Origin of the sequence: Variovorax sp. 54 (genome assembly GCF_002754375.1) — a bacterium.
Lineage (GTDB): Bacteria > Pseudomonadota > Gammaproteobacteria > Burkholderiales > Burkholderiaceae_C > Variovorax.
On the sequence record NZ_PEFF01000001.1, the window covers coordinates 4,170,708 to 4,197,110 of the forward strand.

Sequence of the window (26,403 nt, forward strand, 5' to 3'; positions counted from 1 at the left end):
GGCGCGGTGACCCCACAAATCCCTGCGAAACAAGCGACAAGGACGTGTCTGGAATTCGAAAGTATTCACGGTGCGGCCACGCGGGGTGCGGGCGATGCGGCGCAAGGAAGAGGGATGAGACAAGTTTCGTGACGCATCTGGCAGGGGGCATCCCATGAACGAGGGAGGCCGGGCCGGCATGGCCGCAGGTGTCGAGGCTTATGCTTCATCCCATGAATACCGAGGCACAGGATGACGGGCTGCCACGCCGCTGGGGCGTGCTCGTGGTCGAGGACGACAGCCGCGCACGCGCCTTCTTCGAGGCCAGCGTGCAGCGCAGCCCGCGCCTGTTCTGGCTCGGCAGTGCGGGCACAGTGCAGGAAGCGCGCACCTGGCTGGCCGGCACCGCGACCATCCCCGACGTGCTGCTGGTCGACCTCGGCATGCCCGACGGCACCGGGCTCGACGTGATCCGCGACGCCGTGGCCCGCTTTCCCGGTTGCGAGCCGCTGGTGGTGTCGGTCTTCGGCGACGAAGAGAACGTGCTGGCCAGCATCGAGGCCGGCGCCGTGGGCTACATCCACAAGGACGCCGCACCGGAAGACATCGCGCAGACCATTGTCGAGATGAAGGCCGGCGCCTCGCCGATCTCGCCCATGATCGCGCGCCGCGTGCTCGCCAAGTACCGCAGCCTGCAGGCGGCCGTGCCGGGCACCGCCGGCGCGGCGCCGGCAGAGGCGGCGCTCGACGAGACCGACCGCGGCCTGCTCTCGGCGCGCGAGCACGAGGTGCTGACGCTGATCGCGCGCGGCTTCTCGTACGCCGAGATCGCGCGCCTCAAGGGCCTGAGCGTGCACACGGTGCAGACCCACATCAAGAACCTCTACGGCAAGCTCGCGGTGCATTCCAAGAGCGAAGCGGTGTTCGAGGCCACGCGCCTCGGCCTGCTGTCCCACCCGGGCTGAGGGCGGATGCTGCGGAGGCTGGCGTTCCTGTGCCTGCTGGGGTTGGCGGCGCTGTTCGTGGCGGGAGGTGCCGCCGCGGCTGCGACGCAGGGCCCGATCGAGCTGCGCCACGCCATGGTGACCACCACCATCGACGGTGTCGTGCAGACCGAAGCCGTCGACCTGTCCTACCACTGGGACCGCCGGCACCGCGGCCGCACCGGCTTCGCGAGCTTCGAGCTGCCGTTCCGGGTCGAGACCCTGCCCGAGGTGCCCTGGGGCATCTTCATTCCCCGTGCCGGCAGCGTCTTCGAGGTGCAGCTCAACGGCACGCTGCTGCAGGCCTACGGCGACCTGGGACAGGGCAACCGCGCCGACTACGCCAAGGCCCCCGTCTACGTGCCGGTGCCCGGACGGCTGCTGAAAGAGGGCGAGAACCTGCTGCAGATCCGCATCCGTGCCGACAGCGAGCGGCGCGCCGGCCTGTCGCGCGTCACCGTCGGGCCGGCGACGCCGGTGCGCACCACGCTGTTCGAGCGCGCCTACGCCTGGCGCTTCACGGGGTCGGTGCTGCTGACGGCATTCAGCCTGATCGTCGGCAGCATCGCGCTGGCGCTGTGGTTCACCCAGGTCGACACCGGCGCGACCGGCCGCCGCCAGCGCGACGCCCTCTACTTCTGGGCCGCGGTCGCCGAGTTCTGCTGGGCCGTGCGCGTGGCCGACGCCATGATTCCAGAGCCGCCGCTGCCGTGGCAGCTCTGGGGCGTGCTGATGGCCGGCTGCTACGCGGGCTGGGCCGCGTCCGCCATGATGTTCTGCTATCACCTCGCCGACTGGGCGCAGAACCCGCGCCTGCGCTGGGCGCGATGGCCGATGGCGGCCGTGGTGGCCGGCACCGTGGTGTTCACCTGGCTGGCGCTGAACCGCGAGGAACCGCGCTGGCTCACGGGCTGGCTGGCGGTCGAGATCACCATCGTCGTCGGCTTCGTGATCGCCTTTGCCGTGGCCACGGTGCGCCGGCCCAGTGTCGAACGGCTGCTGGTGGCCGGCGCCGCGCTGGTCACGGTGGCCTTCGGCACGCGCGACTGGCTGGTGATCCGCCTGAGCGACGCCTATGGCGAAACCACCTGGGTGCGCTATTCCTCGGTGATGTTCGGCGTGGCGCTGCTGCTCATCGTGCTGCGGCGCTTTCACTTTGCGAGCGTGCAGGCGCGTGGCTGGGTCAAGACGCTGGCCGACCGGGTGGCGCAGCGCGAGCGCGAACTGGCGGCTACCTACGCCGAGCTGGAAGAGGTGGCGCGCGACCAGGCGCGCACCCACGAGCGCGAGCGCATCCTGCGCGACATGCACGACGGCGTGGGCTCACACATCAGCTCGGCCATCCGCCAGCTGCAGTCGGGCCAGACCAGCCCGGAAGAACTGCTGCGCACCCTGCGCGACTCGCTCGACCAGCTCAAGCTGTCGATCGACTCCATCCACCTGCCGCCCGGCGACATCGGCGCGCTGCTGGCGGCGCTGCGCTACCGGCTGGAGCCCCGGCTGGCCGCCGCGGACATCGCCTTCGAATGGGGTGTGGACGAGCTGCCGACGGTGACGCAGCTCGACGCCCACGCCACGCGGCAGCTGCAGTTTCTGCTGTTCGAGGCCATCTCGAACGTGCTGCAGCACGCCCACGCGAGCGCGCTGCGCATCGAGGCCGACGCGCGCGCCGGCGGCGTGCACCTGCGCGTGATCGACAACGGCGTGGGCTTCGACGCCACCGAGGTGCCGACGGCGCTGTCGAAGCGCGCCGCCGCCATCGGGGCCCGCCTGGCGATCGAAAGCCGACCGGGGCGCACGGTCGTTCAGCTCGGTTTCGACTGAAGGGGCGGGCGGGGCGGGGATAATCCGCCCCCATGTCTGCCGTGTTCAATCAGCCCTCCCTGGCGCGTCGCATTGCGCCCATCTTCCAGGGCTTCGACGGCTTCCTGGCCTTTGCCGTGATGCTGCTCGTCTTTGCCGGGCTGCTCACCATGTATTCCTCCGGCTACGACCATGGCACGCGCTTTCTCGACCATGGCCGCAACATGCTGCTGGCCGGCGGCATCATGTTCGTGGTGGCGCAGGTGCCGCCGCAGCGGCTCATGGTGTTCGCCGTGCCGCTCTACGCGGCGGGGGTGGCGCTGCTGATCGCGGTGGCGCTGTTCGGCATCACCAAGAAGGGCGCCCAGCGCTGGATCAATGTGGGCGTGGTGATCCAGCCCAGCGAAATCCTGAAAATCGCGATGCCCCTGATGCTGGCCTGGTGGTTCCAGCGCCGCGAAGGCCAACTGCGGCCGCTCGACTTCGTGGTGGCGACGGTGCTGCTCGCGGTGCCGGTCGGGCTCATCATGAAGCAGCCCGACCTGGGCACCTCGCTGCTGGTGCTGGCGGCCGGGCTGGCCGTGATCTTTTTTGCCGGGCTGCCGTGGAAGCTGATCGTGCCGCCGGTGGTGCTCGGCGCGGTCGCCATCACACTCATCGTGGGCTTCGAGTCGCGGCTGTGCGTCGACGGCGTCGACTGGCGCGTGCTGCACGACTACCAGAAGCAGCGCGTGTGCACGCTGCTCGACCCGAGCAAGGACCCGCTGGGCAAGGGCTTCCACATCATCCAGGGAATGATCGCCATCGGGTCGGGCGGCGTGGGCGGCAAGGGCTTCATGCAGGGCACGCAGACGCACCTCGAGTTCATTCCCGAGCGCACCACCGACTTCATCTTCGCGGCCTATTCGGAAGAATTCGGCCTGATCGGCAACCTGGCGCTGATCGCGGCCTTCATCCTGCTGATCTTCCGCGGGCTGACCATTGCGCTGAACGCGACCACGCTGTTCTCGCGCCTGCTGGCCGGGGCGGTGACCATGATCTTCTTCACCTATGCCTTCGTGAACATGGGCATGGTCAGCGGCATCCTGCCGGTGGTGGGCGTGCCGCTGCCGTTCATCAGCTACGGCGGCACGGCCATGGTCACGCTGGGGCTGGGGCTGGGCCTGTTGATGTCGATCGCCCGGGCGCGGAAACTGTCCCAGAACTAGAGTCCCCCGGGGCGGCACGGACGGGGGCGGCTGCCTAGAATGGCAGCCATGATCTCTCGCGAACCCACCATCGAGCGCTTGGCTATAGCGCAACAGCTCCTGCTCACGCCGTTCGGCCTGGACGAATCGCACCTGAGCAAGGCACTGGCCGAGATCACCGCGCACCGCGTGGACGATGCCGACCTGTACTTCCAGTACACCCGCAGCGAGGGCTGGAGCCTCGAGGAAGGCATCGTCAAGACCGGCAGCTTCAGCATCGACCAGGGCGTCGGCGTGCGTGCCGTGAGCGGCGAGAAAACCGCTTTTGCCTATTCGGACGACATTTCCGAGGCTTCGCTGCTCGACGCGGCCCGCACGGTGCGCTCCATTTCTTCCGCCGGTCGCACGGCCCGCGTGAAGACGCCCGCCCGCAAGATCGCCGCGAGCCGCTCGCTCTACAACGGCGTCGATCCCATTTCGACGCTCGACAGCACCGCCAAGGTCAAGCTGCTCGAACGGGTCGAGAAGCTGGCCCGTTCGCGCGATCCGCGCGTGGCGCAGGTCATGGCCGGCCTGGCGAGCGAGTACGACGTGATCCTGGTGGCGCGCGCCGACGGCACGCTGGCGGCCGATGTGCGTCCGCTGGTGCGGTTGTCGGTCACGGTGATCGCCGAGCAGAACGGGCGCCGCGAGGTCGGCTCGGGCGGCGGCGGCGGGCGTTTCGGCCTGGCTTACTTCACCGACGAACAGATCGCCGAGTACGTCGACCACGCCGTGAAGGCCGCGCTGACCAACCTCGACGCCCGCCCGGCCCCGGCCGGCGAGATGACCGTGGTGCTCGGCTCGGGCTGGCCCGGCATCCTGCTGCACGAGGCCATCGGCCACGGTCTGGAGGGTGACTTCAACCGCAAGGGCTCGAGCGCGTTCTCGGGCCGCATCGGCCAGCGCGTGGCGGCCAAGGGCGTCACGGTGCTCGACGATGGCACCATTGCCGACCGCCGCGGCTCGCTCAACGTGGACGACGAAGGCCACGCCAGCCAGCGCAACGTGCTCATCGAGGACGGCATTCTCAAGGGCTACATCCAGGATTCGATGAACGCGCGCCTCATGAAGGTCAAGCCCACGGGCAACGGCCGCCGCGAGAGCTACGCCCACGTGCCGATGCCGCGCATGACCAACACCTACATGCTCGGCGGCGACAAGGACCCGAAGGAAATCGTGGCCAGCATCAAGAAGGGCCTGTACGCCACCAACTTCGGCGGCGGGCAGGTCGACATCACGAGCGGCAAGTTCGTGTTCTCGGCCAGCGAGGCCTTCTGGGTCGAGAACGGCAAGATCCAGTACCCGGTGAAGGGCGCAACCATCGTGGGCAACGGCCCCGACGCGCTCACCCGCGTGACCATGATCGGCAACGACATGGCGCTCGATTCGGGCGTCGGCACCTGCGGCAAGGAAGGCCAGAGCGTGCCCGTCGGCGTCGGCCAGCCGACCCTTCGCATCGATGGCCTGACGGTAGGTGGAACGGCTTAGGACTTTCGGCACTTGCCGGCTGTTTCCTTCGGTTGCTAAGCTGCGCTCCTTTTTTGCGAACGACGAATCAAGGAGCATCTCAATGGGGAACAGGATCAATTCGCCCGCCGTGCTGTGGGCCGTGACCGCCGTGGTGGCGCTGGCCACCGCCGGTTGTGCATCGCGCGGCAGCTCGGGCAGCCAGCCCGCCGCCGCACCGGCACCCGCTGCTGCAGCGCCTGCGGCGCCCAGCGGTTCGAAGGCCGGCCTGGACGCGCGTGGCAACGTGGTCGACTCGTCCAAGGTCGAGGCCGGCAGCGGCCGCACCGTCAAGGGCCTGAACGGCTACGAAGGCGAGATCACCGGCAACCCGGCGCGCAACAGCAAGTTCACGCGCCTGCAGATCGGCATGAGCACCAAGCAGGTCACCGACCTCGCCGGCCAGCCCACCGACCAGGGCGCCTACATGACGGGCAAGGCCTGGATTCCGTTCTACTTCGGCAGTGATCGCCACCGTTTCGAGATGACCTACAAGGGCCAGGGCCGCCTGATCTTCGCGGGCGGCGGCATGGGCGATTTCAGCAGCGGCAACCTGATCTGGATCATTCACAACGCCAACGAATCGGGCTACCGGTAAAAACAACACCGACCCGGCCGCGCGGCCGGGTTTTTATTTTCCGTGCTACATTCCGCCCACATGTCCGCCCTCCGCGCTTACTTTTTTGCCTACTTTTGGTTCCCGGTTTCCGGCGGACGAGAGGCGAGCGCGTAAAGCAAACGAACACCCTCCCAGAACCGCCGGTGGCTTCCAGCCCCCGGCGGTTTTTTTATGCCCTGACGATTTTTCATTCACACCCACAAGGAAGAGAACCATGAGCACGAACACCCCTCCCGCCGGCGACAGCTGGTATGCGAGCGTCGAAAAAACCAGCAAGACCGACGACGAACGCATCAAGGACATCAACGTGCTCCCCCCTCCTGAACATCTGATCCGCTTCTTCCCGATCCGCGGCACGCCGATCGAAACGCTGATCACCGGCACCCGCCGTGGCATCCACAACATCATGGCCGGCAAGGACGACCGGCTGCTGGTGGTCATGGGCCCGTGCTCGATCCACGACCCGGCCGCAGCCCTCGAGTACGCCCGCCGCCTCAAGGCCGAGCGCGACAAGTACGCCGGCACGCTGGAAATCGTGATGCGCGTGTACTTCGAAAAGCCGCGCACCACGGTCGGTTGGAAGGGGCTCATCAACGACCCGTACCTGGACGAGAGCTACCGCATCGACGAAGGCCTGCGCATCGCGCGCCAGCTCTTGATCGACATCAACCGCATCGGCCTGCCGGCGGGCAGCGAGTTCCTCGACGTGATCTCGCCGCAGTACATCGGCGACCTGATCGCCTGGGGCGCCATCGGCGCGCGCACCACCGAAAGCCAGGTGCACCGCGAGCTGGCCTCGGGCCTTTCGGCGCCCATCGGCTTCAAGAACGGCACCGATGGCAACATCCGCATCGCCACCGACGCCATCCAGGCGGCGGCGCGCGGCCACCACTTCCTGTCGGTGCACAAGAACGGCCAGGTCGCGATCGTGCAGACCAACGGCAACCGCGACTGCCACGTGATCCTGCGCGGCGGCAAGACGCCGAACTACGACGCCGCCAGCGTCGAGGCCGCCTGCAAGGACCTCGAAGCCGCCAAGCTGCCGCCCACGCTGATGGTCGATTGCAGCCACGCCAACAGTTCCAAGCAGCACCAGAAGCAGATCGACGTGGCGAAGGACATTGCCGACCAGATCGCCGGCGGCTCCAAGCGCGTGTTTGGCGTGATGATCGAAAGCCACCTGCAGGCAGGCGCCCAGAAGTTCACGCCGGGCAAGGACCAGCTGTCGGGCCTGGAGTACGGCAAGAGCATCACCGATGCGTGCATCGGCTGGGACGATTCGGTGCAGGTGCTCGAGACCTTGTCTCAAGCCGTCAAGCAGCGCCGCGGCTGAGCCGGTAGTTAGTTAGAGCATGGGGGCCAGGTCGGGCCAGTGGTGCCGCATCGACGCCGCCTCGTCGCTGCCCTGCGGCACCAGCGAGAAATCCGCGAAGTCGAAGCCCGGCCCGACCATGCAGGCGACCAGCGTGTAGTCGCCGGCCGCGTGGCCCTGGATCGGGCGCGCGGCCTGCCATTGGCCGGCGGGCACCACGTGCTGCGGCCGCGTGCCGTGGATATCGACCGGGCCCAGCTTCACGTGGGCCGGCGCGGTTCGCATGGCTGCGTCGCAGGTCCACAGCGCCAGGGGCACGCCTTCCAGGTGCACCCAGACTTCATCGGACAGCACCCGGTGCCAGCGCGAATGCTGGTGGACTTCGAGCAGGAAATAGATGCTGGTCAGCGCGCTGCGGGGCGCGCGGCCGTCGGCGGGCGTCACGCTCGTGGCCGACCGGAACACCTCGGCATACCAGCCGCCCTCGGGGTGGGGCTGGAGCTTCAGGGTGTCGATCAGCTCACGCGCGCGCATGCCGCTCATGATCCGTGGGCGGCGCGCAGGGCGTCCAGCAGTTTCTCGTGCACGCCGCCGAAGCCGCCGTTGCTCATGCAGACGATGTGATCGCCGGGCCGCGCCGCAGCCACGACCTGCTGCACCAGCGGCTCGATGGCGCCGACGACCTGGGCGCGTGCGCCCATCGGCGCCAGCGCGGCGGCGGCGTCCCAGTCGAGGCCGGCTGTGTGACAGAACGACAGGTCGGCCGATTCCAGGCTCCATGGCAGTTGCGCGGCCATCACGCCCAGCTTCATCGTGTTGCTGCGCGGCTCGAAGGCCGCGAGGATGCGCTCACTTTGCTTGCCGGCATCGTCGAGTTTCTTGCGCAGGCCGTCGAGCGTGGTGCGGATCGCGGTGGGGTGGTGGGCGAAGTCGTCGTAGACGGTGATCGCGCCGCCGGTGCCCTCGACCGTGCCGCGCAGCTCCATGCGACGGCGCACGTTGCGAAAGCGCCCGAGCGCGCGGGCCGCGTCGGCCGGCGGCACGCCCACGTGGTCGGCGGCCGCGATGGCGGCCAGCGCATTCATCTGGTTGTGCAGGCCCGAGAGTGCCCACTCGACCCGGCCGACCACCTCGCCGCGGTGCAGCACATCGAAGGCGTCGTGCGTGCCGCGCGCCTGCCATTCCGTGGCCGGACCGCCATCGCCGAAGCGGGCGAGTTCGCTCCAGCAGCCCTGGGCCAGCACGCGCTGCAAACTGTCTTCGGTGGCGTTCACCACCAGGCGCCCGGTGCCGGGCACGGTGCGCACGAGGTGATGGAACTGGCGCTCGATGGCGGCCAGATCGTCAAAGATGTCGGCGTGATCGAACTCCAGGTTGTTCAGCACCGCGGTGCGCGGCCGGTAGTGAACGAACTTGCTGCGCTTGTCGAAGAAGGCCGTGTCGTACTCGTCGGCCTCGATCACGAAGGCTGGGCCGTCGCCCAGTCGGGCCGACACGCCGAAGTCCAGTGGCACGCCGCCGACCAGGAAGCCGGGCGCCTTGCCGCCCTGTTCGAGTACCCAGGCCAGCATCGAGGTGGTGGTCGTCTTGCCGTGCGTGCCGGCCACGGCCAGCACATGCCGGCCCTGCAGCACGTGCTCGGCCAGCCACTGCGGGCCGCTGGTGTAGGGCTTGCCGGCGTCGAGGATGGCTTCCATCAGCGGGAACTTGGGGCTGCCGTCGGGCAGCCGGGCCCGCGACACCACGTTGCCGACCACGAACATGTCGGGGGCGAGGGCCAGCTGGTCGGCGCCGAAGCCTTCGATCAGGTCGATGCCGAGCGCGCGCAGCTGGTCGCTCATCGGGGGGTACACGCCGGCGTCGCAGCCGGTGACCCGGTGGCCTGCTTCGCGTGCGAGGGCGGCCACACCGCCCATGAACGTGCCGCAGATACCCAGAATATGAATGTGCATCGGCCAATTCTAGGGAGGCGCTGCAGGTGCTCCGGCCGCTTCGCCCCGGGCGCCGTACTGATGTTCATGTGAGGGACGCTCGCAGCGGGCAGAATGCCCCGATGGACACGTCCAAGCGTGAGATCGCCGCCGTTGCCGCCCGACTCGTGGTCGAGGAGGGGCTCGAGTACGGCCCGGCCAAGCGCCGGGCGCTGCGTGAACTCGGCCTCCCGACGCGCACCGCGCTGCCCAACAACGACGAGGTCGAGGCCGAGGTGCGCGACTACATCGCGCTCTTCTGCGCCGACACCCAACCCCAGGAACTGCACGCACTGCGTCTGCTCGCGCTCGAATGGATGGAGCGCATGGTCGTGTTCCGGCCGCATGTGGGTGGCGCCGTCTGGCATGGCACGGCCACACGTTTGTCAGACATTTATATTCAATTGTTCTGCGATGATTCCAAGTCGGCCGAAATCGCCCTGATCGATCACCACGTGGACTACGAGCCGCGCATGGTGACCGGCTTCCATGGCGAGCAGGTCGAAGCCCTCAGCGTCCACGCGCCGAGCCGGGCGCTGGGCGAGGAAATCGGGGTCCACCTGCTGGTGTACGACCTCGACGACCTGCGCGGCGCCCTCAAGCCCGACGCCCAGGGGCGCGCGCCGCGCGGCGACCTGAACGCGCTGCGCCGACGCATTGAACAAGTAAAGGACCAGTGAATGACTTCAACGCCCACACGACGCGGCATGCTGTATGCCGGCGTGGCGGCAGTCGCTGCCGCGGCCGGCGTGGCCGGCGCCTGGTGGCGGGAGCGCAATGACAGCGGCGTCGCGGCCAGCGGCGGCGAAAAGCTCGATGCAGCCATGTTCTGGGACCAGCGCTTCGAGCGCCCCGAGGGCGGCGAGCTGGCCCTGACGAGCCTGCGCGGCAAGCCCCTGCTGCTCAACTTCTGGGCCACGTGGTGCCCGCCCTGCGTCGAAGAAATGCCGATGATCGACGCCTTTTTCCGCGAACATGGTGCCAACGGATGGCAAGTGGTGGGATTGGCCATCGATCAGCCCAGTGCCGTGCGCAAGTTCCTGCAGCGCACGCCGGTCACCTACCCGACCGCATTGGCCGGGTTGCAGGGCATGGAACTGGTCAAGAATCTGGGTAACACTGGGGGCGGCCTGCCGTTCACCTTGGTACTCCACGGCGACGGTTCGGTACTGGCTCGTAAAATGGGCAAGCTTGAAACCACCGACCTGGACGCTTGGCGACGCCAACTTGTTCACGGTTAGAATTTAAATACACAAGCTGGCGTTAGACGCCAAACGCCGAAAATCGACGGTTTTCGGTCAAGTTCTTTCCTAAAGACCGGCAAAGCTGGCACTGGAGTCCCATGGATCTGCGCAAACTCAAGACACTGATCGATCTGGTGTCCGAATCGAATATTTCCGAACTGGAAATCACCGAAACCGAAGGCAAGGTCCGCATCGTCAAGGGTGGCGGTGCCGCCCCCGTGCAGTACGTGCAGACCCTGGCCGCCGCGCCCGCCGTGGCAGCGCCCGCCGTTGCTGGTGCCGCTCCGGCCGCCGCGGCCCCCGCCGTTGAGGCTGCTCCGAGCGGCCATGCCGTCAAGTCGCCGATGGTCGGCACCTTCTACCGTTCGTCCAGCCCGGGTGCTGCGGCCTTCGTCGAAGTCGGCAGCAAGGTGAACGAGGGCGACACGGTCTGCATCATCGAGGCGATGAAGATCCTCAACGAAATCGAGGCCGACAAGTCCGGCACGATCACGCAGATCCTCGGCGAAAACGGCCAGGCGGTCGAATACGGCCAGCCGCTGTTCATCATCGAGTAAGCATGTTCAAGAAGATTCTGGTCGCCAATCGCGGCGAGATTGCCCTTCGGATCCAGCGTGCCTGCAGCGAGATGGGCATCAAGGCCGTGATGGTCTATTCCGAGGCTGATCGCGACGCCAAGTACGTCAAGCTGGCACAGGAAGCCGTCTGCATCGGCCCCGCGCCGTCGGGCCTGAGCTACCTCAACATGCCGGCCATCATCTCGGCCGCCGAGGTGACCGACGCCGAAGCCATCCACCCCGGCTACGGTTTCCTCAGCGAGAACGCCAATTTCGCCGAACGCGTGGAGCAAAGCGGCTTCCAGTTCATCGGCCCAACGCCCGACAACATCCGCACGATGGGTGACAAGGTCTCGGCCAAGCAGGCCATGATCAAGGCCGGCGTGCCCTGCGTGCCCGGCTCGGAAGGCGAACTGTCCGACGACGCTGCCACCAACAAGCGCATCGCCCGTGCGATCGGCTACCCGGTCATCATTAAGGCGGCAGGCGGCGGCGGTGGTCGCGGCATGCGCGTGGTGCACACCGAGGCGGCACTGGTCAATGCGATCCAGATGACCAAGGCGGAAGCCGGCGCGGCCTTCAACAACCCGGCCGTGTACATGGAGAAGTTTCTCCAGAACCCGCGCCACATCGAAATCCAGATCCTCGCGGACAAGCACAAGAACGCCGTCTACCTGGGCGAGCGCGACTGCTCCATGCAGCGCCGCCACCAGAAGGTGATCGAGGAATCGCCGGCCCCCGGCATTCCGCGCAAGCTGATCGAGAAGATCGGCGAGCGTTGTGCAGCGGCCTGCAAGAAGATCGGCTACCGCGGCGCCGGCACCTTCGAGTTCCTGTACGAGAACGGTGAGTTCTACTTCATCGAGATGAACACGCGCGTGCAGGTGGAGCATCCGGTCACGGAGTTCACCACCGGCATCGACATCGTGAAGACGCAGATCATGGTCGCCGCCGGCGAGAAGCTGCCGTTCACGCAGCGCCAGATCGAGATGCGCGGCCACGCCATCGAAGTGCGCATCAACGCCGAAGACCCGTGGAAGTTCACGCCGTCGCCGGGCCGCATCACCATGTGGCACCCGCCGGGTGGCCCGGGCGTTCGCGTCGACTCGCACGTGTACACCAACTACTTCGTGCCCCCGAACTACGACTCGATGATCGGCAAGATCATCGTGTACGGCGACACCCGCGAACAGGCGATGGCGCGCATGCGCACGGCGCTGAACGAGACCGTGATCGAAGGCATTCAGACCAACATGCCGTTGCACCGCGAGCTGATGGTCGACGCCAAGTTCATGAGCGGCGGCACCAACATCCATTACCTCGAAGAGTGGCTCGCAGCGCACAAGCGCTGAGTCCACGCGCGAAAACGCCCTGTATGTTTGAACTCCGCCTGATGGCGCCGGAAGACCGGGTCGAATGGCTCGGCGATGCACTCGACGCACTCGATGCGCTGAGCGTGTCGGTCGAAGACGCCGACGCGCAAACCGATGCCGAGCAGGCCCTGTTCGGCGAGCCCGGCATGCCGCCGCCCAAGGAGGGCTGGCAGCGTTCGCGCGTGATCGCGCTGTTCCCCGATGAAGCTGCTGCCAACGAGGCGGCTTCGGTGCTCGCGCTGCAAGACCTCTTCGGCGGTTGCGCGGTGCTCGGCGTGGGGCCGGTGCCCGATCAAGACTGGGTGCGGCTCACGCAATCGCAGTTCGCACCGGTCGAGATCACGCCCGAGTTCTGGATCGTGCCCACCTGGCACGAACCGCCCGCGCAGGCCAAGCAGGTGATCCGGCTCGACCCGGGTCTGGCCTTCGGCACGGGCACGCACCCGACCACGCGCATGTGCCTGCGCTGGATCGCAACGCAAGGCGAGGGCGCGTTTGCCGACCAGCGCGTGCTCGACTACGGCTGCGGCTCCGGCATCCTGGCCATCGGCGCGGCGAAGTTCGGCGCGCGCACCATCGACGCCGTCGACATCGACGAGGCCGCGGTCTCCTCGACCCGCCTCAACGCCGAGGCCAACAGCGTGCAACTGAACGCCGGCCTGCCCGAAGCGGCCCAGGGCGAGTACCAGACGGTGCTCGCCAACATCCTTGCGACGCCGCTCAAGGTGCTGGCGCCGCTGCTGCGCAGCCACGTGGCCACCGGTGGTTCGCTGGTGCTGGCCGGCATCCTCGAGCGCCAGGCCGACGAGCTGAAGGCGGCCTATGCGCCGTACGCCGCGCTCGAAGTCAGCGACACCGAGGACGGCTGGATCCTCATGACCGCGCGCTGCTGAAGCGCGCGGCCGGGCGCTCGCGCTGCGGGCGCCCCGGGTGCTCGCCTGCACGGCGAGGGCCCAACCCTACAATCGCCCGGTCATGAGCCTCGTCACGCGTTGCCCCGCCTGCACCACCACCTTCAAGGTGGTGCGCGACCAGCTTCGCATCTCGGACGGTTGGGTGCGCTGCGGCCGCTGCAGCCATGTGTTCGATGCAACGCTCGACCTGCAGGATGCGCCTGATGGCGCCGTGTCCGCGCCTGCCGCGCCGGCACCTTCGCCGATGGCTTCGATGGCCGCACTGGTGGCGTCTTTCGACGATGCGCGCATCGACCTGACGGCCGTGCGACCCGCTGTCGAGGAAGCGGACTTCCTCGATGACGAACCCGAGTCCCAGGCGTCGCCGCCGGCCCCTCAGGAGGAAGCTGGCCTCTCGACTGCGGCCGTCAACGCCGCGGCGGCCGTCTCTCCGCTGCCTTTCTCGCTGACGCTGCCCGAGCATGGCCTCGCTGCAGACGAGCCCTGGTCCGACCTCGACACCACCGAACCTGCATGGCGTCCGCCCGCGAGTTCGCTGCCGCCGTTTCCGAACATCGACCTGAACCTCGGCGCACCACCACCCGCATCGCCGTCGCCTGCGCCGCCGTTGCCCAACCTGCCGCGCAGCACCGCGCTGCGCGGGTTGGTCGCAGCGACCGGTGAGAACGACGATGGCGCGGCTGGAGAGCGCGAGCAGGAAGAAAAAGACCACGACCAGCTTTTGATCCAGAAGGCGCTGCGCCGTGCGCGCGCCAAGTCGGCCAAGATCGCGAACGCCAAAGCCCGCGACGCGCAACACGAAGAGGCCGTCGCGCCGCTGCCGGGCCCAGGCATCCGCGCCGAAGGCGAACCGGACTTCTCGCTCTCCGCGGCCTTCGAGGCGCCCGAGGATCACCCCTTCGCCGAAGAAGACGAGCCCGTTGAAAAGCCTCTTGGCTTCTGGCAGCGCAAGGGCGTGCGTCGTCTGCTCGTGGTGCTGGCCGTGCTCGCGGCCCTGGTCCTCCTCGTGCAGGTCGTTCGCCACGAACGGGACGGCATCGTGGCGCGCCAGCCGAACCTGCGGCCAGCCCTGTCGGCGCTGTGCCAGTACACCGGCTGCGAGCTCGCGGCGCTGCGCCAGATCGGCGACATCGTGATCGAAGGCGCGGCCTTCGCGCGCGAGAAGAGCGGCGGCAACGACTACCGGTTGAGCTTCACCTTGCGCAATGCCGCGACCGTACCGCTTGCCATGCCGGCCATCGAGCTGTCGCTGCTCGACACGCAGGAACAAGCGGTTGTGCGGCGCGTGCTGACGCCCACGGACTACGGCGCGCCGGGCGTGCTGGCGGCGCGTGCCGACCGCGCGGCTTCGCTGCCGCTGACCTTGTCGGCCAACGAAGCGGCGGCGCTGCCCCCGATCGCGGGTTACCGCGTCGAAGCTTTCTATCCCTGAGCGGAGCGCCGACACGCGCGCCGTTCTTTCCTTTCTCATCCAACCTACGGTCCACCCATGGCAGCAGTGATTTGCGGTTCCCTCGCGTTCGACACCATCATGACTTTCGAGGGCCGGTTCGCCGACCAGATCCTGCCGGACCAGCTGCACATCCTGAATGTGTCGTTCCTGGTGCCGGGCCTGCGTCGTGACTTCGGCGGCTGCGCCGGCAACATCGCCTACAGCCTCAACGCACTCGGCGGCACAGCGCTGCCGATGGCCACGCTGGGCAGCGACGGCGCCGACTATGCCGAGCGCATGCGCACGCTGGGTATCAGCACGGAGTTCGTGCGTCAGCTCGACGGCACGTTCACCGCGCAGGCGATGATCATGAACGACACGGACAACAATCAGATCACGGCGTTCCACCCCGGCGCGATGCAGCAGGCGCACGTCACGAAGGTGGTGGCGCGCGAAGACATCAAGCTCGGCATCATCGCGCCCGACGGCCGCGACGCGATGCTGCAGCACGCCGAGCAGTTCGCCGCCGCCGGCATTCCCTTCGTGTTCGATCCGGGCCAGGGCCTGCCGATGTTCGACGGCGACGCGCTGCGTCACTTCATCGAGCTTGCGAGCTGGGTCGTGGTCAACGACTACGAAGGCAAGATGCTGTCGCAGCGCACCGGCTGGAGCCTGGCCGAGATCTCGCAACGCGTGCGCGGCCTCGTGGTCACGCTGGCTGCTGAGGGCTGCGAGGTGTGGACGAAGGGTGAACGCGAGCACGTGCCCGGCGTGACACCCACGGCGGTCATCGAGCCCACGGGTTGCGGCGACGCATGGCGCGGCGGCCTGCTGTACGGCCTGGAAAAGGAATGGCCACTGGCGCGCTGCGCAGCGCTCGGTAACCACATCGGTGCGCTCAAGATCGCGCAACGCGGACCGCAGAACTACCAGATCGATCGCGCGGCGCTCGACCTGTGATTCGCTGACTGGCCCGCATCGCTTCGGCGATGCGGCCACAGCGGGCGCCCATGAAAAAAGCCCGGCACCTTGCGGTACCGGGCTCTATGCCTTTCAGGGCCGCTGAGAATTCACTCAGGGCTTGCTGGCCGTCGGAAACGGCCAGGCTGCCTGGGGATTCAGCGTCGTTTGCGCCGCAGGGGCAGGCGCTACGGCAGCCTTCGCAGGCGCGGCGGCCTTCTTGGCAGCAGGCTTCTTGGCAGCAGCGGCAGGCTTGGCAGCGGGCTTTTTCGCGGCTTTCTTGGCCGCAGCCTTCTTGGCAGGGGCCTTCTTGGCGGCAGCCTTCTTCGCAGGCGCCTTCTTGGCAGCAGCCTTCTTGGCAGGCGCCTTCTTCGCTACGGCCTTCTTGGCAGGGGCTTTCTTGGCGGCGGCCTTCTTTGCCGGAGCCTTCTTGGCAGCGGCCTTCTTCGCCGGTGCAGCCTTCTTCGCTACGACCTTCTTGGCTGCAACCTTCTTGGCCGCGACCTTCTTTGCCGGAGCCTTCTTCGCTACGACCTTCTTGGCGACAGCCTTCTTAGCCGGAGCCTTCTTGGCAGCGACCTTCTTTGCCGGAGCCTTCTTCGCGGCGACAGCCTTCTTTGCCGGAGCCTTCTTTGCAGCGACCTTCTTGGTCGGCGCTTTCTTTGCAGTTGCCATTTCTATTTCTCCTTGATCAAGTTGAAAAAATCAACCTATTGAAGCACTCCACGCGCGTTGGGAGCGTGAAGCGATTCATGGCGTTGGAATCTGAGCCCCAGCACCATGAACACCTGAGCCCTCGTCCATGCCGCGCTCTGTGGCGCGGTCGGTGGCAAGGGCAATTCTTGAATTCATGAATTGTTGTGTATCGAAAAATTCAATCCCAGGAGAGCGCACCACCCGACTGGTACTCGATCACGCGGGTTTCGAAAAAGTTGCGCTCTTTCTTCAGGTCAATCATTTCGCTCATCCAGGGGAACGGGTTTTCCTCGTTCGGGAAGAGCGTTTCGAGGCCGATCTGCTGCGCGCGCCGGTTGGCGATGTAGCGCAGGTAGCCCTTGAACATGGAGGCGTTCATGCCGAGCACGCCGCGCGGCATGGTGTCTTCGGCGTATTTGTATTCGAGCTCGACGGCCTTCATGAAGAGGTCCTTGATCTCGGCCTTGAACTCTGCGGTCCAAAGGCCGGGATTCTCGAGCTTGAGCTGGTTGATCAGGTCGATGCCGAAATTGCAGTGCATCGACTCGTCGCGCAGGATGTACTGGTACTGCTCGGCGGCGCCGGTCATCTTGTTCTGGCGGCCCAGCGCAAGAATTTGCGTGAAGCCGACGTAGAAGAAGAGGCCTTCCATCAGGCAGGCGAACACGATGAGCGACTTGAGCAGCGTCTGGTCGGTCTCGTGCGTGCCGGTCTTGAAGAGCGGGTCGCTGATGGCGTCGATGAACGGGAGCAGGAACTGGTCCTTCTCGCGGATCGACTGCACTTCGTTGTAGGCGTTGAAGATCTCGCTCTCGTCCAGGCCGAGCGACTCGACGATGTACTGGTACGCGTGCGTGTGGATCGCTTCTTCAAATGCCTGGCGCAGCAGGAACTGGCGGCACTCGGGGGCCGTGATGTGGCGGTAGGTGCCCAGCACGATGTTGTTGGCGGCGAGCGAATCGGCGGTCACGAAGAAGCCGAGGTTGCGCTTGACGATGCGGCGCTCGTCTTCGGTCAGGCCGTTCGGGTCTTTCCACAACGCGATGTCACGCGTCATGTTCACTTCCTGCGGCATCCAGTGGTTGGCGCAGGTGGCGAGGTACTTTTCCCAAGCCCACTTGTACTTGAACGGCACCAGCTGGTTGACGTCGGTCTGGCCGTTGATGATCCGCTTGTCGGAAGCCTTGACGCGCTGGCCTGCAGCGGCAGCCACCGGTGCGGTGGCAGTGGCGGGTTGTGCAAGCGACGAAGTCGGAGCGGCGACCGCGCGACCTGCGGAAGAACCGCTGGTCGATGCGTGGTGCTGCTGCAATCCTTGTTGCATATCCTTTGGTAAGGAGGGCTTGACTTCTTCGTCCCAGGTCAACATAGAAAAATCCAATGCGCAATTATCGGAGCAACGATGTGAGTTGCAAAGTGCTCGTTCACATCGTGCGCCATTTATGGGGTTGTTATGTTGCTCGCATGCATCGCGCGACGTCAGTCAATGCCTTGATTGATTGAACGTCGCGCGCTTTTTACTTGTGCGAGCACCTCGCTGATCGATCGAAGCGTCTGGTGTGTTGACGCTTCACTTGCACATCACTGGCAGGCTTCGCAGGTCGGATCGTCGACACCGCAGAACGCGATGTCGGTGGCGGGCATTGCGCTCATCTGTGCCTGCGCTGCAGCAGCGGCGGCTTCGAGTGCGCTCATGCCCGAGGGTGCGTCGTTGCCCGACGACACCGCGTTGAGACGGCCCGATTGCACCGTCGACTTTTCTGCGTGCGTCGCGCTCTGCGTGCGCAGGTAGTACGTGGTCTTCAGGCCGCGCAGCCACGCGAGCTTGTAGGTGTCGTCGAGCTTCTTGCCCGAGGCGCCGGCCATGTAGATGTTCAGCGACTGCGCCTGGTCGATCCACTTCTGGCGACGCGAGGCGGCTTCGACGAGCCACGTGGTTTCGACTTCGAACGCGGTGGCGTACAGCGCCTTCACGTCTTGCGGCACGCGGTCGATGGGGCGCAGCGAACCGTCGAAGTGCTTCAGGTCCATGACCATCACGTCGTCCCACAGGCCCAGGCGCTTCAGGTCGCGCACCAGGTAGTGGTTGATGACGGTGAACTCGCCCGACAGGTTCGACTTGACCGACAGGTTGCCGAAGCAGGGTTCGATGGAAGCGTCAACGCCGATGATGTTCGAGATGGTCGCGGTCGGAGCGATGGCCACGCAGTTCGAATTGCGCATGCCCTGGGTCTTGATCTTCTGGCGCAGCGCGTCCCAGTCGAGCGTGGACGAGCGGTCCACTTCGACGTAGCCGCCGCGTGCCTTCTCGAGCAGGTCGAGCGTGTCGATCGGCAGGATGCCCTTGTCCCACAGCGAGCCCTTGTAGCTCGAGTACTTGCCGCGTTCACGTGCCAGGTCGGCCGACGCCGAGTACGCGTGGTAGCAGATGGCTTCCATCGACTCGTCAGCGAACTGCACGGCTTCTTGCGAGGCGTAGGGAATGCGCAGTTCGTACAGCGCGTCCTGGAAGCCCATCAGGCCCAGGCCGACCGGACGGTGGCGCAGGTTGGAGTCGCGCGCCTTCTTCACGGCGTAGTAGTTGATGTCGATCACGTTGTCGAGCATGCGCATCGCGGTCGAGATCGTCTTCTGCAGCTTGACCTGGTCGACCTTGCCGTCCTTCAGATGCTGCAGCAGGTTCACGGAACCCAGGTTGCACACGGCGGTTTCGGTGTCGCTGGTGTTCAGCGTGATCTCGGTGCACAGGTTCGACGAGTGCACCACGCCGGCGTGCTGCTGCGGCGAGCGCACGTTGCAGGCGTCCTTGAACGTGATCCAGGGATGGCCGGTCTCGAACAGCATCGTGAGCATCTTGCGCCACAGGTCCGACGCCTGAATGGTGCGCGCGGGCTTGATGTCGCCGCGGGCAGCCTTCTCTTCGTAGGCGACGTAGGCCTTCTCGAAGTCGGCGCCGAACAGGTCGTGCAGGTCAGGCACGTTGGAGGGCGAGAACAGCGTCCAGGTGCCCTTTTCCATCACGCGGCGCATGAAGAGGTCGGGGATCCAGTTGGCGGTGTTCATGTCGTGCGTGCGGCGGCGGTCGTCGCCGGTGTTCTTGCGCAGCTCCAGGAACTCCTCGATGTCGAGGTGCCAGGTTTCCAGGTACGTGCAGACGGCGCCCTTGCGCTTGCCGCCCTGGTTCACGGCCACGGCCGTGTCGTTCACCACCTTCAGGAACGGCACGACGCCTTGCGATTCGCCGTTGGTGCCCTTGATGTGGCTGCCCAGTGCGCGCACGCGGGTCCAGTCGTTGCCCAGGCCGCCGGCGAACTTCGACAGCAGCGCGTTTTCCTTGATCGACTCGTAGATGCCGTCCAGGTCGTCGGGCACGGTGGTCAGGTAGCAGCTGGACAGCTGCGAGCGCAGCGTGCCGGCGTTGAACAGAGTGGGCGTGCTCGACATGAAGTCGAACGACGACAGCACTTCATAGAACTCGATGGCGCGGGCTTCGCGGTCGATTTCGTTCAGCGACAGGCCCATGGCCACGCGCATGAAGAACGCTTGCGGCAGTTCGATGCGCGACTTGCGCACGTGCAGGAAGTAGCGGTCGTACAGCGTCTGCAGGCCGAGGTAGTCGAACTGGTTGTCGCGCTCGGCCTTGAGGGCGGCGCCCAGGCGAGGCAGGTCGTACTGCAGCAGTTTTTCGTCGAGCAGCTCGTTGTCCACGCCCTTCTTGATGAATTGCGGGAAGTAGTCGGCGTAGGCGGTGGCACGGTCGACGGGCATCACTTCGCGGCCGATGATCTCCTTGAAGATCGTGTGCAGCAGCAGGCGCGCGGTGGCGAAGGTGTAGTCGGGGTCCTTCTCGATCAGCGTGCGGGCCGCCAGGATGGAAGCCTTGTAGACCTCGTCCAGCGGCACGCCGTCGTACAGGTTGCGCATCGTCTCGGCAACGATCGGGGCCGCGGTGATGCTGTCGCCCAAGTTTTCGCAGGCCGATTCGATCAGGCCCTTGAGCTCGTTCAGGTCGAGCGCCACGCGCTCGCCGTTGTCGAGCACGTGCAGCACCGGCGCGGCGGGCAGGTCCTGCTCGCCTTGCTTCGAACGCTCCTGGGTGCGGCGTTCGCGGTACAGCACGTAGGCACGTGCGATTTCATGGTGGCCGCCGCGCATCAGGCCGAGCTCGACCTGGTCCTGCACGTCTTCGATGTGGAAGGTGCCGCCGCCCGGACGCGAGCGCACCATGGCGCGGATCACGCCTTGCGTGAGCACGTCGACCGTTTCGCGCACGCTGGCCGACGCCGCGCCCTGGGTGCCATGCACGGCCAGGAAGGCCTTCATCATGGCGATGGCGATCTTGTTCGGTTCGAAGGGAACGACGGCGCCGTTGCGGCGAATGATCTGGTAGTGGGCGAGGTTCTGACCGGTGGGCGAGCCCGCAGTGTCTTGTTGCTGCTGCGGCGTCGCGGGGACGGCGCGGGGGGTCGACGGGGTGTTCAGTGCAGTTTGCATTCGCTTCCTCTCGGTTGTGCAATTCTTGTTGGTTGGCAGCGCCTCGTTGGACGCTGCGTCGGCGTTGGTGCCGAACGGGAGGACACTATATCTAGGGTGTGGAGGGGCTACAACCCACTAGATGTAGTGTTTTGCATCGAATTCAAGCGCTACGGGTAATCCCTTGGAAGGCCGATGTGCCCGGCGATCCCGCGCCAATACTGAGTCATGGTCGCGCAAGCCGCGCGGGGCGGGGCTTGTGGGCCGATTTGGGCCTGCAGGCCGCATGGTTGCTGCGTTGCGCGTCTGCGCTCTCGAGATTGCTGCACTGCGAGCGCAGCGCATCGCGGGTCGCGGGCCGATTGAAAAAATTAGCGCGCCACCACCTGCTCGGGAAACATCTGTGGACTCCAGCCGAGTTGTTCGCGCAGCACGCGCCAGTCGAAACCGGCGCCGGGGTCTTGCTTGCGGCCGGGCGCGATGTGCTCGTGGCCGGCGATGTGGGCGATGGCGCAGTGCTGCGCGAGCGCAGCGCAGAGGCTGGCCAGCGTTTCGTACTGGGCCTCTTCGAAGCGCTCGCCCTCGAGGCCTTCGAGCTCGATGCCGACCGAGTCGTCGTTGCAGTTGGTGCGCCCGCGCCACGACGACACGCCGGCATGCCAGGCGCGGTCCTCGCAGCTCACGAACTGCCAGAGCTCGCCGTTGCGCCGCACATAGAAATGCGAGGACACCTCGAGCCCGCGGATCGACTGGAAGTACGGGTGCGCATCCCAGTCGAGTTGGTTGGTGAAGAGCTGCTGCACGGCGTTGCCGCCGTATTCGCCCGGCGGCAGGCTGATCGAGTGCAGCACGATCAGGTCGGTCTGCGCACCGACGGGGCGCGGGCCGAAGTTGGGCGAGGGCAGGGCCTTGGCGAAGCGGTACCAGCCAGCGCGCCACAAGCCGTCGTCGCCGGCCGGTGTCGCGACGGGGGCGTCAGTCGTCGGCATGCGCGGTGGCACCGTCGTCGCCGTTGGGTGTGGAGATGCCCAGGCGAGCGATGCGGTAGCGGATCTGGCGCAGGCTCATGCCCAACCGCGCGGCAGCGGCCGTGCGGTTGAAGCCGCTTTCGTGCAGCGCGCGCACGAGGATCTCGCGCTCCTGCTGGTCGAGCCAGGCTTGCAGGTCGGAGGGCAGCGGCGGCGGCGCGGGCTTGGGTTCGACGGCCGGTGCCGATGCGGGCGCAGCAACAGCGGCGGTCGCAGCCTCGGTTGGCACGGCGGCAGATTCGTTGCGGGGCGCCGCCGGCATCGTGCCCATCAGGTCGATCTGCAGCTCGTCGCCGTCGTTCAGCGCCACGGCGCGGTGCAGCAGGTTCTCGAGCTCGCGCACGTTGCCGTCGAGCGGGTGCTGGGCCAGGCGCTGCAGCAGCGCGTCGGACAGGCGCGGCGCCGGCAGGCCGCCGTCTTGCGCGATGCGCGCGAGCAGCGCGGTGCACAGCGCGGGCAGGTCTTCGCGGCGCTCGCGCAGCGCGGGCACCGCGATCTCGATCACGTTGAGGCGGTAGAACAGGTCTTGCCGGAAGCGGCCGGCCAGCACTTCGGCGTGCAGATCCTTGTGGGTGGCGCTCACGATGCGCACGTCGACCGCGTCTTCCTGCGTCGAACCGATGGCGCGCACGCTGCGCTCCTGAATGGCGCGCAGCAACTTCGACTGCATGGCCAGCGGCAGGTCGCCGATCTCGTCGAGGAACAGCGTGCCGTCGCGCGCCGCCTGGAAGTAGCCGTCGCGGTCTTGCGAGGAGCCGGTGTACGAGCCCTTCTTGGCGCCGAAGAATTCGGCCTCGAGCAGGTTCTCGGGAATCGCGCCGCAGTTCACCGCGACGAAGGGGCCGTCGCTGCGCTGGCTGCAGCCGTGCACGGCGCGCGCGACCAGCTCCTTGCCGGTGCCCGACTCGCCGCGCACCAGCACCGGCGCCATGCCGCGCGCCACCTTGGCGATGCGCGACTTGACGAGGCGCATCGGGTCGGAGTCGCCGACCAGCCGGTCGAGCGCGGTGGCGCCGCTGCGCGTCACGGACAGCGCATCGGGGCGCTCGCCGCCGTGGCTGGCAGCCTGCGGCGCCGGCTTCTGCGGCACGACCACCGCGGCGCGGTTGGCCTGCACGGCCGACGCCACCACGGCGCGGAACTGCTTCAGGTCGACCGGCTTCGTGAGGTAGTCGAAGGCGCCGGCCTTCAGCGCCTCGACCGCGTTCTCGGCCGAGCCGTAGGCGGTCATGACCACGCAGCGCTCGCTGCGCTGGTCTTTCTGGATGCGGTGGATGATCTCCATGCCTTCGCCGTCGGGCAGCCGCATGTCGGTGATCACGGCGTCGAAGCGGCCGGCCTCCAGGTGCTGCCAGGCTTCGGACACGCTGCCCGCCGCTTCCACCCGGTAGCCTTCACGCAGCAGCGTGAGTTCGTACAGCGTGCGCAGGTCGGGTTCGTCGTCGATGACGAGGATCTGCGCGGGGCGCGGGGCGGCGGCGGAAGGCGGGAGGGAGCTCACGGCCGCTATTGTGTCAGCCGGTTTTCGCTCGGGGCGAAGCTGACGAAGAATTCGTTGCCCTCGGGGCCGCCCGGCACCAGCGCGCGCCGTTCGTAGCCGATGGTGGCGCCGTGGCGCCGGCACAGCTCGCGGCACAGGAACAGGCCCAGGCCGCTGGAGCGGCTCTCGGACGAGAAGAAGGGTTCGAACAGATGGCGCTGCACCGCGGGCTCCAGCGGCGCGCCGTCGCTCCACACCAGCAACGCGGCGCGCTGCACGCCGGCCCGCTGCGTCGTGGTGATGACCTGGATCGCGCCCTCGCGCTGGCTCGCGTAGCGCGCCGCGTTGTCCAGCAGGTTCACCAGCAGGCGGCGCAGGTGCTCGGCTTCGAAGCGCACCTCGCTGCCCGGCGCGTCGAGCGCCACGCGCACGCCCTTGCGCTGCGTCTGGCGCACCCATTCCTCGGCCAGGATCTGCGCGGCCGGGTCGAGCACCAGCTGTTCGCCGAGCGACAGCACGCGCTGCTGGCGCGCGCGCGAGACGTCGAGCACGTCGTCCACGATGCGCGCCAGGCGCTGCGCGTTGTGCTGCACCATGTCGGTCAGCTTGCGGTGCGCCGGGTCGGTCAGGTCTTCGCTGAGCAGCGCGCTGGCCTGCGCGATGGCGGCCAGCGGGTTGCGGATTTCATGCGCCACCGCGGCCGACATGCGGCCCATCGCGGCGAGCTTTTCGGTGCGGATGCGGGCTTCGAGCTCGCGCAGGTCCTGCAGGAACATCACGCACAGGCTGTCGGCGCGCCGGTCGTCGGTGGGCGTGAGCCGGGTGCGCACGCGCACCTCGCGCGCCGCACCGCGCGCCTGCGCCACCGGGATTTCTTCGGTCTGCGGCGCGCGCCGCGCGAAGGTCTGGCGCGCTAGCGCGGCCAGCGCGTGCCAGGCCGGCTGGGCGTGCAGCGGGAACGGCAGTGGCAACTGCGCCAGGCCCTGGCCGAGAATCGCGTCGGCCGCCGGATTGGCGGTGTGCACCAGGCCCTCGGCGTCGATCACCAGCACGCCTTCGGTGAGCGTTTCGATCACCAGGTCGTTGACCTGCGCCTGCATCTGCGCGTGGCTGCGGCTGCGTTGCGCCACCGCCTCTTCGCGCGCCAGCCGGCGCGCCAGTTCGTGCGCGAGCAGCGCCACCACGAACAGGCCGGTGCCGGTGAGGGCGGCCTGCACGAAGCGCGCGGAGGGGTCGTTCGGTTGCTGCAGCCAGTGCCAGCCGGCGTCGGCCAGCAGCAGCAGCGTCACGGTGGCCGTGGTGCCCAGGCCCACGAGCAGCGTGCCGAGCACCGCGCTCATCAGCACCGGCAGCGCGAACAGCGGCGTGTAGTTGACGCTGCCGCCCTGCAGCACCTGCAAGGCGCTGAAGATGCCCAGGTCGACGCCGATGGTCAGCAGCCACAGCGTCGAGAAGCCGCGGATCGGCGGCGCGAAGTGCGCGTAGCGCATCTCCAGCCAGGCCAGCACGAGGTAGCCGCCCGACAGCACGATCGGCAGTGGCTGCACCGTCTGTCCGATGGCGAAGGCCACGCCTTGCAGCAGCACCAGCACCAGCGCCACGAAACAGCGCGCCGCCATGAAGCCGCGCCACAGCCGCAGCAGCGCGCTGCTGTCGCCGGCGCCCAGGTCGAGCACGTCCCAGTCGGTGGCCGGCTCGCCGCGCGACCGGCGCAACGAACTCATGCGGAGGTGCCGGCCTGACGGTGCGCGGCGCTGCAGTACACCGCGCCGTCCGGCCCGGGGAGCGCGTCGGCCGCGGGCAGGTGCAGTCCGCAATGGGCGCAGCGCACCATCGCCTGCGGCGGGCCTACGGCCGGCGTGCGCTGTTGCGCCTTCCTGGCGCGTTCCTGTTGCGCGTCGCGCATCTCTTCGCGCCGGTTCTTGCGCCACAGCCAGATCGCGACCCACACCACCGCGAGGACGAGCAGGTACTTCATGCGGGCAGGCGTGTCAGCACGACTTCGAGCACGAAGCGCGAGCCCACATAGGCCAGCAGCAGCAGCGCAGCGCCTGCGTACAGCACGCGTCGCGCGGTGCGCCCGCGCCAGCCGAAGCGCGCGCGCCCGGTCAGCAGCACGGCGAAGCTGAGCCAGGCGAGCACCGAGAAAATCGTCTTGTGGTCCCACTTCCACGCGCGGCCGGCGGCGCCGTAGAGCTGTTCGCTGAACAGCAGGCCGGCCAGCAGCGTGGCCGACAGCAGCACGAAGCCCGCCGTGACGAAGCGGAAGGTGAGCCGTTCCAGCGTGAGCAGCGGCACGCCGGCCTGTGCATCGGCACTGGCAAGGCGGATCTGCTTTTCAGCCCGCGTGATCAGCCAGGCGTGGACCACGGCGGCGCCGAACAGGCCGTACGAAGCGATGCCCAGCGCCAGGTGCAGCGGCAGCCAGGGCGAGGCGCTGACATGCAGCGGCGTGCCGGGGAACAGCAGCGCCAGCAGCACGGCAGCCGCGCCCAGCCAGGCCAGCGCACGGCGTGCCTTCAGTTGCGGGTACAGGCGGCTTTCGACCGCATAGACCGTGAGCACCAGCCACGCCGTGACCGACAGCGCCGGCGCAAAACCGAAGCGAGGGTCGCCGCCGATCAGCCCGTGGCCCAGCACCGCAGCGTGCAGCAGCCATGCGATGCCGAGCGCCCATTGGGTGGTCTGGCGGCTGAGCCGCGCACCGGCGGCAGCGGCAAAACCGTAGGCTGCCGCGGTGGCGATGCCCAGCGCCACGCCGAGTGGAGAGGGGATCGCTAAAATCATCGGTGGAGTGTATAGGCTCGCCTCGAGGCTTCGCGCACGTCGTGTCGCTTCGCCCACC

At 67.4% G+C, this 26,403-nt stretch carries 23 protein-coding genes; 13 read left to right on the forward strand and 10 right to left on the reverse strand.

The genetic code is table 11. The features are described from left to right. The first annotated feature begins 200 nt into the window (after nt 1-200). From CLU95_RS19290 to CLU95_RS19315, 6 genes are all read left to right on the forward strand, one after another. Nucleotides 201-944, forward strand: coding sequence for a response regulator transcription factor (locus CLU95_RS19290; RefSeq protein ID WP_099795092.1), 744 nt, complete (start codon nt 201-203; stop codon nt 942-944). A 6-nt stretch (nt 945-950) separates the two neighbouring features. Next, nucleotides 951-2,786: a sensor histidine kinase gene (locus CLU95_RS19295; RefSeq protein WP_099795093.1), complete on the forward strand. Its 1,836-nt coding sequence runs from the start codon at nt 951-953 to the stop codon at nt 2,784-2,786. Between the two features lie 32 nt (nt 2,787-2,818). Next, nucleotides 2,819-3,973 (forward strand): rod shape-determining protein RodA, encoded by a 1,155-nt coding sequence (gene rodA / locus CLU95_RS19300; protein WP_099795094.1) that lies wholly within the window; start codon nt 2,819-2,821, stop codon nt 3,971-3,973. A gap of 48 nt (nt 3,974-4,021) precedes the next feature. Continuing rightward, on the forward strand, nt 4,022-5,482 hold the full coding sequence (gene tldD / locus CLU95_RS19305) for a metalloprotease TldD (protein ID WP_099795095.1): 1,461 nt from the start codon (nt 4,022-4,024) through the stop codon (nt 5,480-5,482). 82 nt (nt 5,483-5,564) lie between these two features. After that, nucleotides 5,565-6,098 carry a hypothetical protein gene (locus CLU95_RS19310; RefSeq protein ID WP_099795096.1) on the forward strand — a complete coding sequence of 178 codons (534 nt, stop codon included), beginning with the start codon at nt 5,565-5,567 and terminating at the stop codon, nt 6,096-6,098. A 235-nt stretch (nt 6,099-6,333) separates the two neighbouring features. Next, on the forward strand, nt 6,334-7,452 hold the full coding sequence (locus CLU95_RS19315) for a 3-deoxy-7-phosphoheptulonate synthase (protein ID WP_099795097.1): 1,119 nt from the start codon (nt 6,334-6,336) through the stop codon (nt 7,450-7,452). Nucleotides 7,453-7,464: 12 nt separating this feature from the next. On the opposite strand, the gene CLU95_RS19320 is transcribed toward CLU95_RS19315, so the two are convergent. Together CLU95_RS19320 and mpl are read right to left on the reverse strand one after the other, a co-directional pair. Further along, complete coding sequence (locus CLU95_RS19320; RefSeq protein ID WP_099795098.1) at nt 7,465-7,974, reverse strand: cupin domain-containing protein; 510 nt, start codon at nt 7,972-7,974, stop codon at nt 7,465-7,467. After that, nucleotides 7,971-9,383: a UDP-N-acetylmuramate:L-alanyl-gamma-D-glutamyl-meso-diaminopimelate ligase gene (mpl, locus tag CLU95_RS19325; RefSeq protein ID WP_099795099.1), complete on the reverse strand. Its 1,413-nt coding sequence runs from the start codon at nt 9,381-9,383 to the stop codon at nt 7,971-7,973. Before mpl ends, CLU95_RS19320 begins: the two co-directional genes overlap by 4 nt. A gap of 101 nt (nt 9,384-9,484) precedes the next feature. Here mpl and CLU95_RS19330 point away from each other — a divergent pair, with 101 nt between their 5' ends. From CLU95_RS19330 to CLU95_RS19360, 7 genes are all read left to right on the forward strand, one after another. Continuing rightward, the gene (locus CLU95_RS19330; protein ID WP_099795100.1) at nt 9,485-10,081 is read left to right on the forward strand and encodes a hypothetical protein; all 597 of its coding nucleotides are present in this window, start codon (nt 9,485-9,487) and stop codon (nt 10,079-10,081) included. After that, on the forward strand, nt 10,082-10,642 hold the full coding sequence (locus CLU95_RS19335) for a TlpA family protein disulfide reductase (RefSeq protein WP_099795101.1): 561 nt from the start codon (nt 10,082-10,084) through the stop codon (nt 10,640-10,642). 101 nt (nt 10,643-10,743) lie between these two features. Then, nucleotides 10,744-11,202: an acetyl-CoA carboxylase biotin carboxyl carrier protein gene (gene accB / locus CLU95_RS19340; RefSeq protein ID WP_099795102.1), complete on the forward strand. Its 459-nt coding sequence runs from the start codon at nt 10,744-10,746 to the stop codon at nt 11,200-11,202. Nucleotides 11,203-11,204: 2 nt separating this feature from the next. Beyond that, on the forward strand, nt 11,205-12,554 hold the full coding sequence (gene accC, locus CLU95_RS19345; RefSeq protein ID WP_099795103.1) for an acetyl-CoA carboxylase biotin carboxylase subunit: 1,350 nt from the start codon (nt 11,205-11,207) through the stop codon (nt 12,552-12,554). A 23-nt stretch (nt 12,555-12,577) separates the two neighbouring features. Further along, complete coding sequence (prmA, locus tag CLU95_RS19350) at nt 12,578-13,468, forward strand: 50S ribosomal protein L11 methyltransferase (RefSeq protein WP_099795104.1); 891 nt, start codon at nt 12,578-12,580, stop codon at nt 13,466-13,468. Nucleotides 13,469-13,550: 82 nt separating this feature from the next. Further along, entirely contained in the window at nt 13,551-14,921 is a 1,371-nt protein-coding gene (locus tag CLU95_RS19355) for a zinc-ribbon and DUF3426 domain-containing protein (RefSeq protein ID WP_099795105.1), read from the forward strand. Nucleotides 14,922-14,978: 57 nt separating this feature from the next. Next, complete coding sequence (locus CLU95_RS19360) at nt 14,979-15,881, forward strand: carbohydrate kinase family protein (protein ID WP_099795106.1); 903 nt, start codon at nt 14,979-14,981, stop codon at nt 15,879-15,881. 114 nt (nt 15,882-15,995) lie between these two features. On the opposite strand, the gene CLU95_RS19365 is transcribed toward CLU95_RS19360, so the two are convergent. The 8 genes from CLU95_RS19365 to CLU95_RS19400 all read right to left on the reverse strand — a co-directional run bounded on the left by CLU95_RS19365 (nt 15,996) and on the right by CLU95_RS19400 (nt 26,345). Continuing rightward, complete coding sequence (locus CLU95_RS19365; RefSeq protein WP_099795107.1) at nt 15,996-16,556, reverse strand: histone H1-like DNA-binding protein; 561 nt, start codon at nt 16,554-16,556, stop codon at nt 15,996-15,998. A 199-nt stretch (nt 16,557-16,755) separates the two neighbouring features. Continuing rightward, entirely contained in the window at nt 16,756-17,946 is a 1,191-nt protein-coding gene (locus CLU95_RS19370) for a ribonucleotide-diphosphate reductase subunit beta (RefSeq protein ID WP_099795108.1), read from the reverse strand. A 212-nt stretch (nt 17,947-18,158) separates the two neighbouring features. After that, nucleotides 18,159-21,071 carry a ribonucleoside-diphosphate reductase subunit alpha gene (locus CLU95_RS19375; protein ID WP_099795109.1) on the reverse strand — a complete coding sequence of 971 codons (2,913 nt, stop codon included), beginning with the start codon at nt 21,069-21,071 and terminating at the stop codon, nt 18,159-18,161. A 350-nt stretch (nt 21,072-21,421) separates the two neighbouring features. Continuing rightward, complete coding sequence (ampD, locus tag CLU95_RS19380) at nt 21,422-22,039, reverse strand: 1,6-anhydro-N-acetylmuramyl-L-alanine amidase AmpD (protein ID WP_099795110.1); 618 nt, start codon at nt 22,037-22,039, stop codon at nt 21,422-21,424. After that, a complete protein-coding gene (locus tag CLU95_RS19385; protein WP_099795111.1) occupies nt 22,026-23,579 on the reverse strand; it encodes a sigma-54-dependent transcriptional regulator in 1,554 nt (517 codons plus the stop codon). Before CLU95_RS19385 ends, ampD begins: the two co-directional genes overlap by 14 nt. A 5-nt stretch (nt 23,580-23,584) precedes the next feature. Continuing rightward, nucleotides 23,585-25,282: a two-component system sensor histidine kinase NtrB gene (locus tag CLU95_RS19390; protein ID WP_099795112.1), complete on the reverse strand. Its 1,698-nt coding sequence runs from the start codon at nt 25,280-25,282 to the stop codon at nt 23,585-23,587. Then, nucleotides 25,279-25,536 (reverse strand): PP0621 family protein, encoded by a 258-nt coding sequence (locus CLU95_RS19395; RefSeq protein ID WP_099795113.1) that lies wholly within the window; start codon nt 25,534-25,536, stop codon nt 25,279-25,281. Before CLU95_RS19395 ends, CLU95_RS19390 begins: the two co-directional genes overlap by 4 nt. Next, nucleotides 25,533-26,345, reverse strand: a complete 813-nt coding sequence (locus tag CLU95_RS19400; RefSeq protein ID WP_056575582.1) for a cytochrome C assembly family protein — start codon at nt 26,343-26,345, stop codon at nt 25,533-25,535. The genes CLU95_RS19395 and CLU95_RS19400 overlap by 4 nt, the downstream gene beginning before the upstream one ends. Between the last annotated feature and the right edge of the window lie 58 nt (nt 26,346-26,403).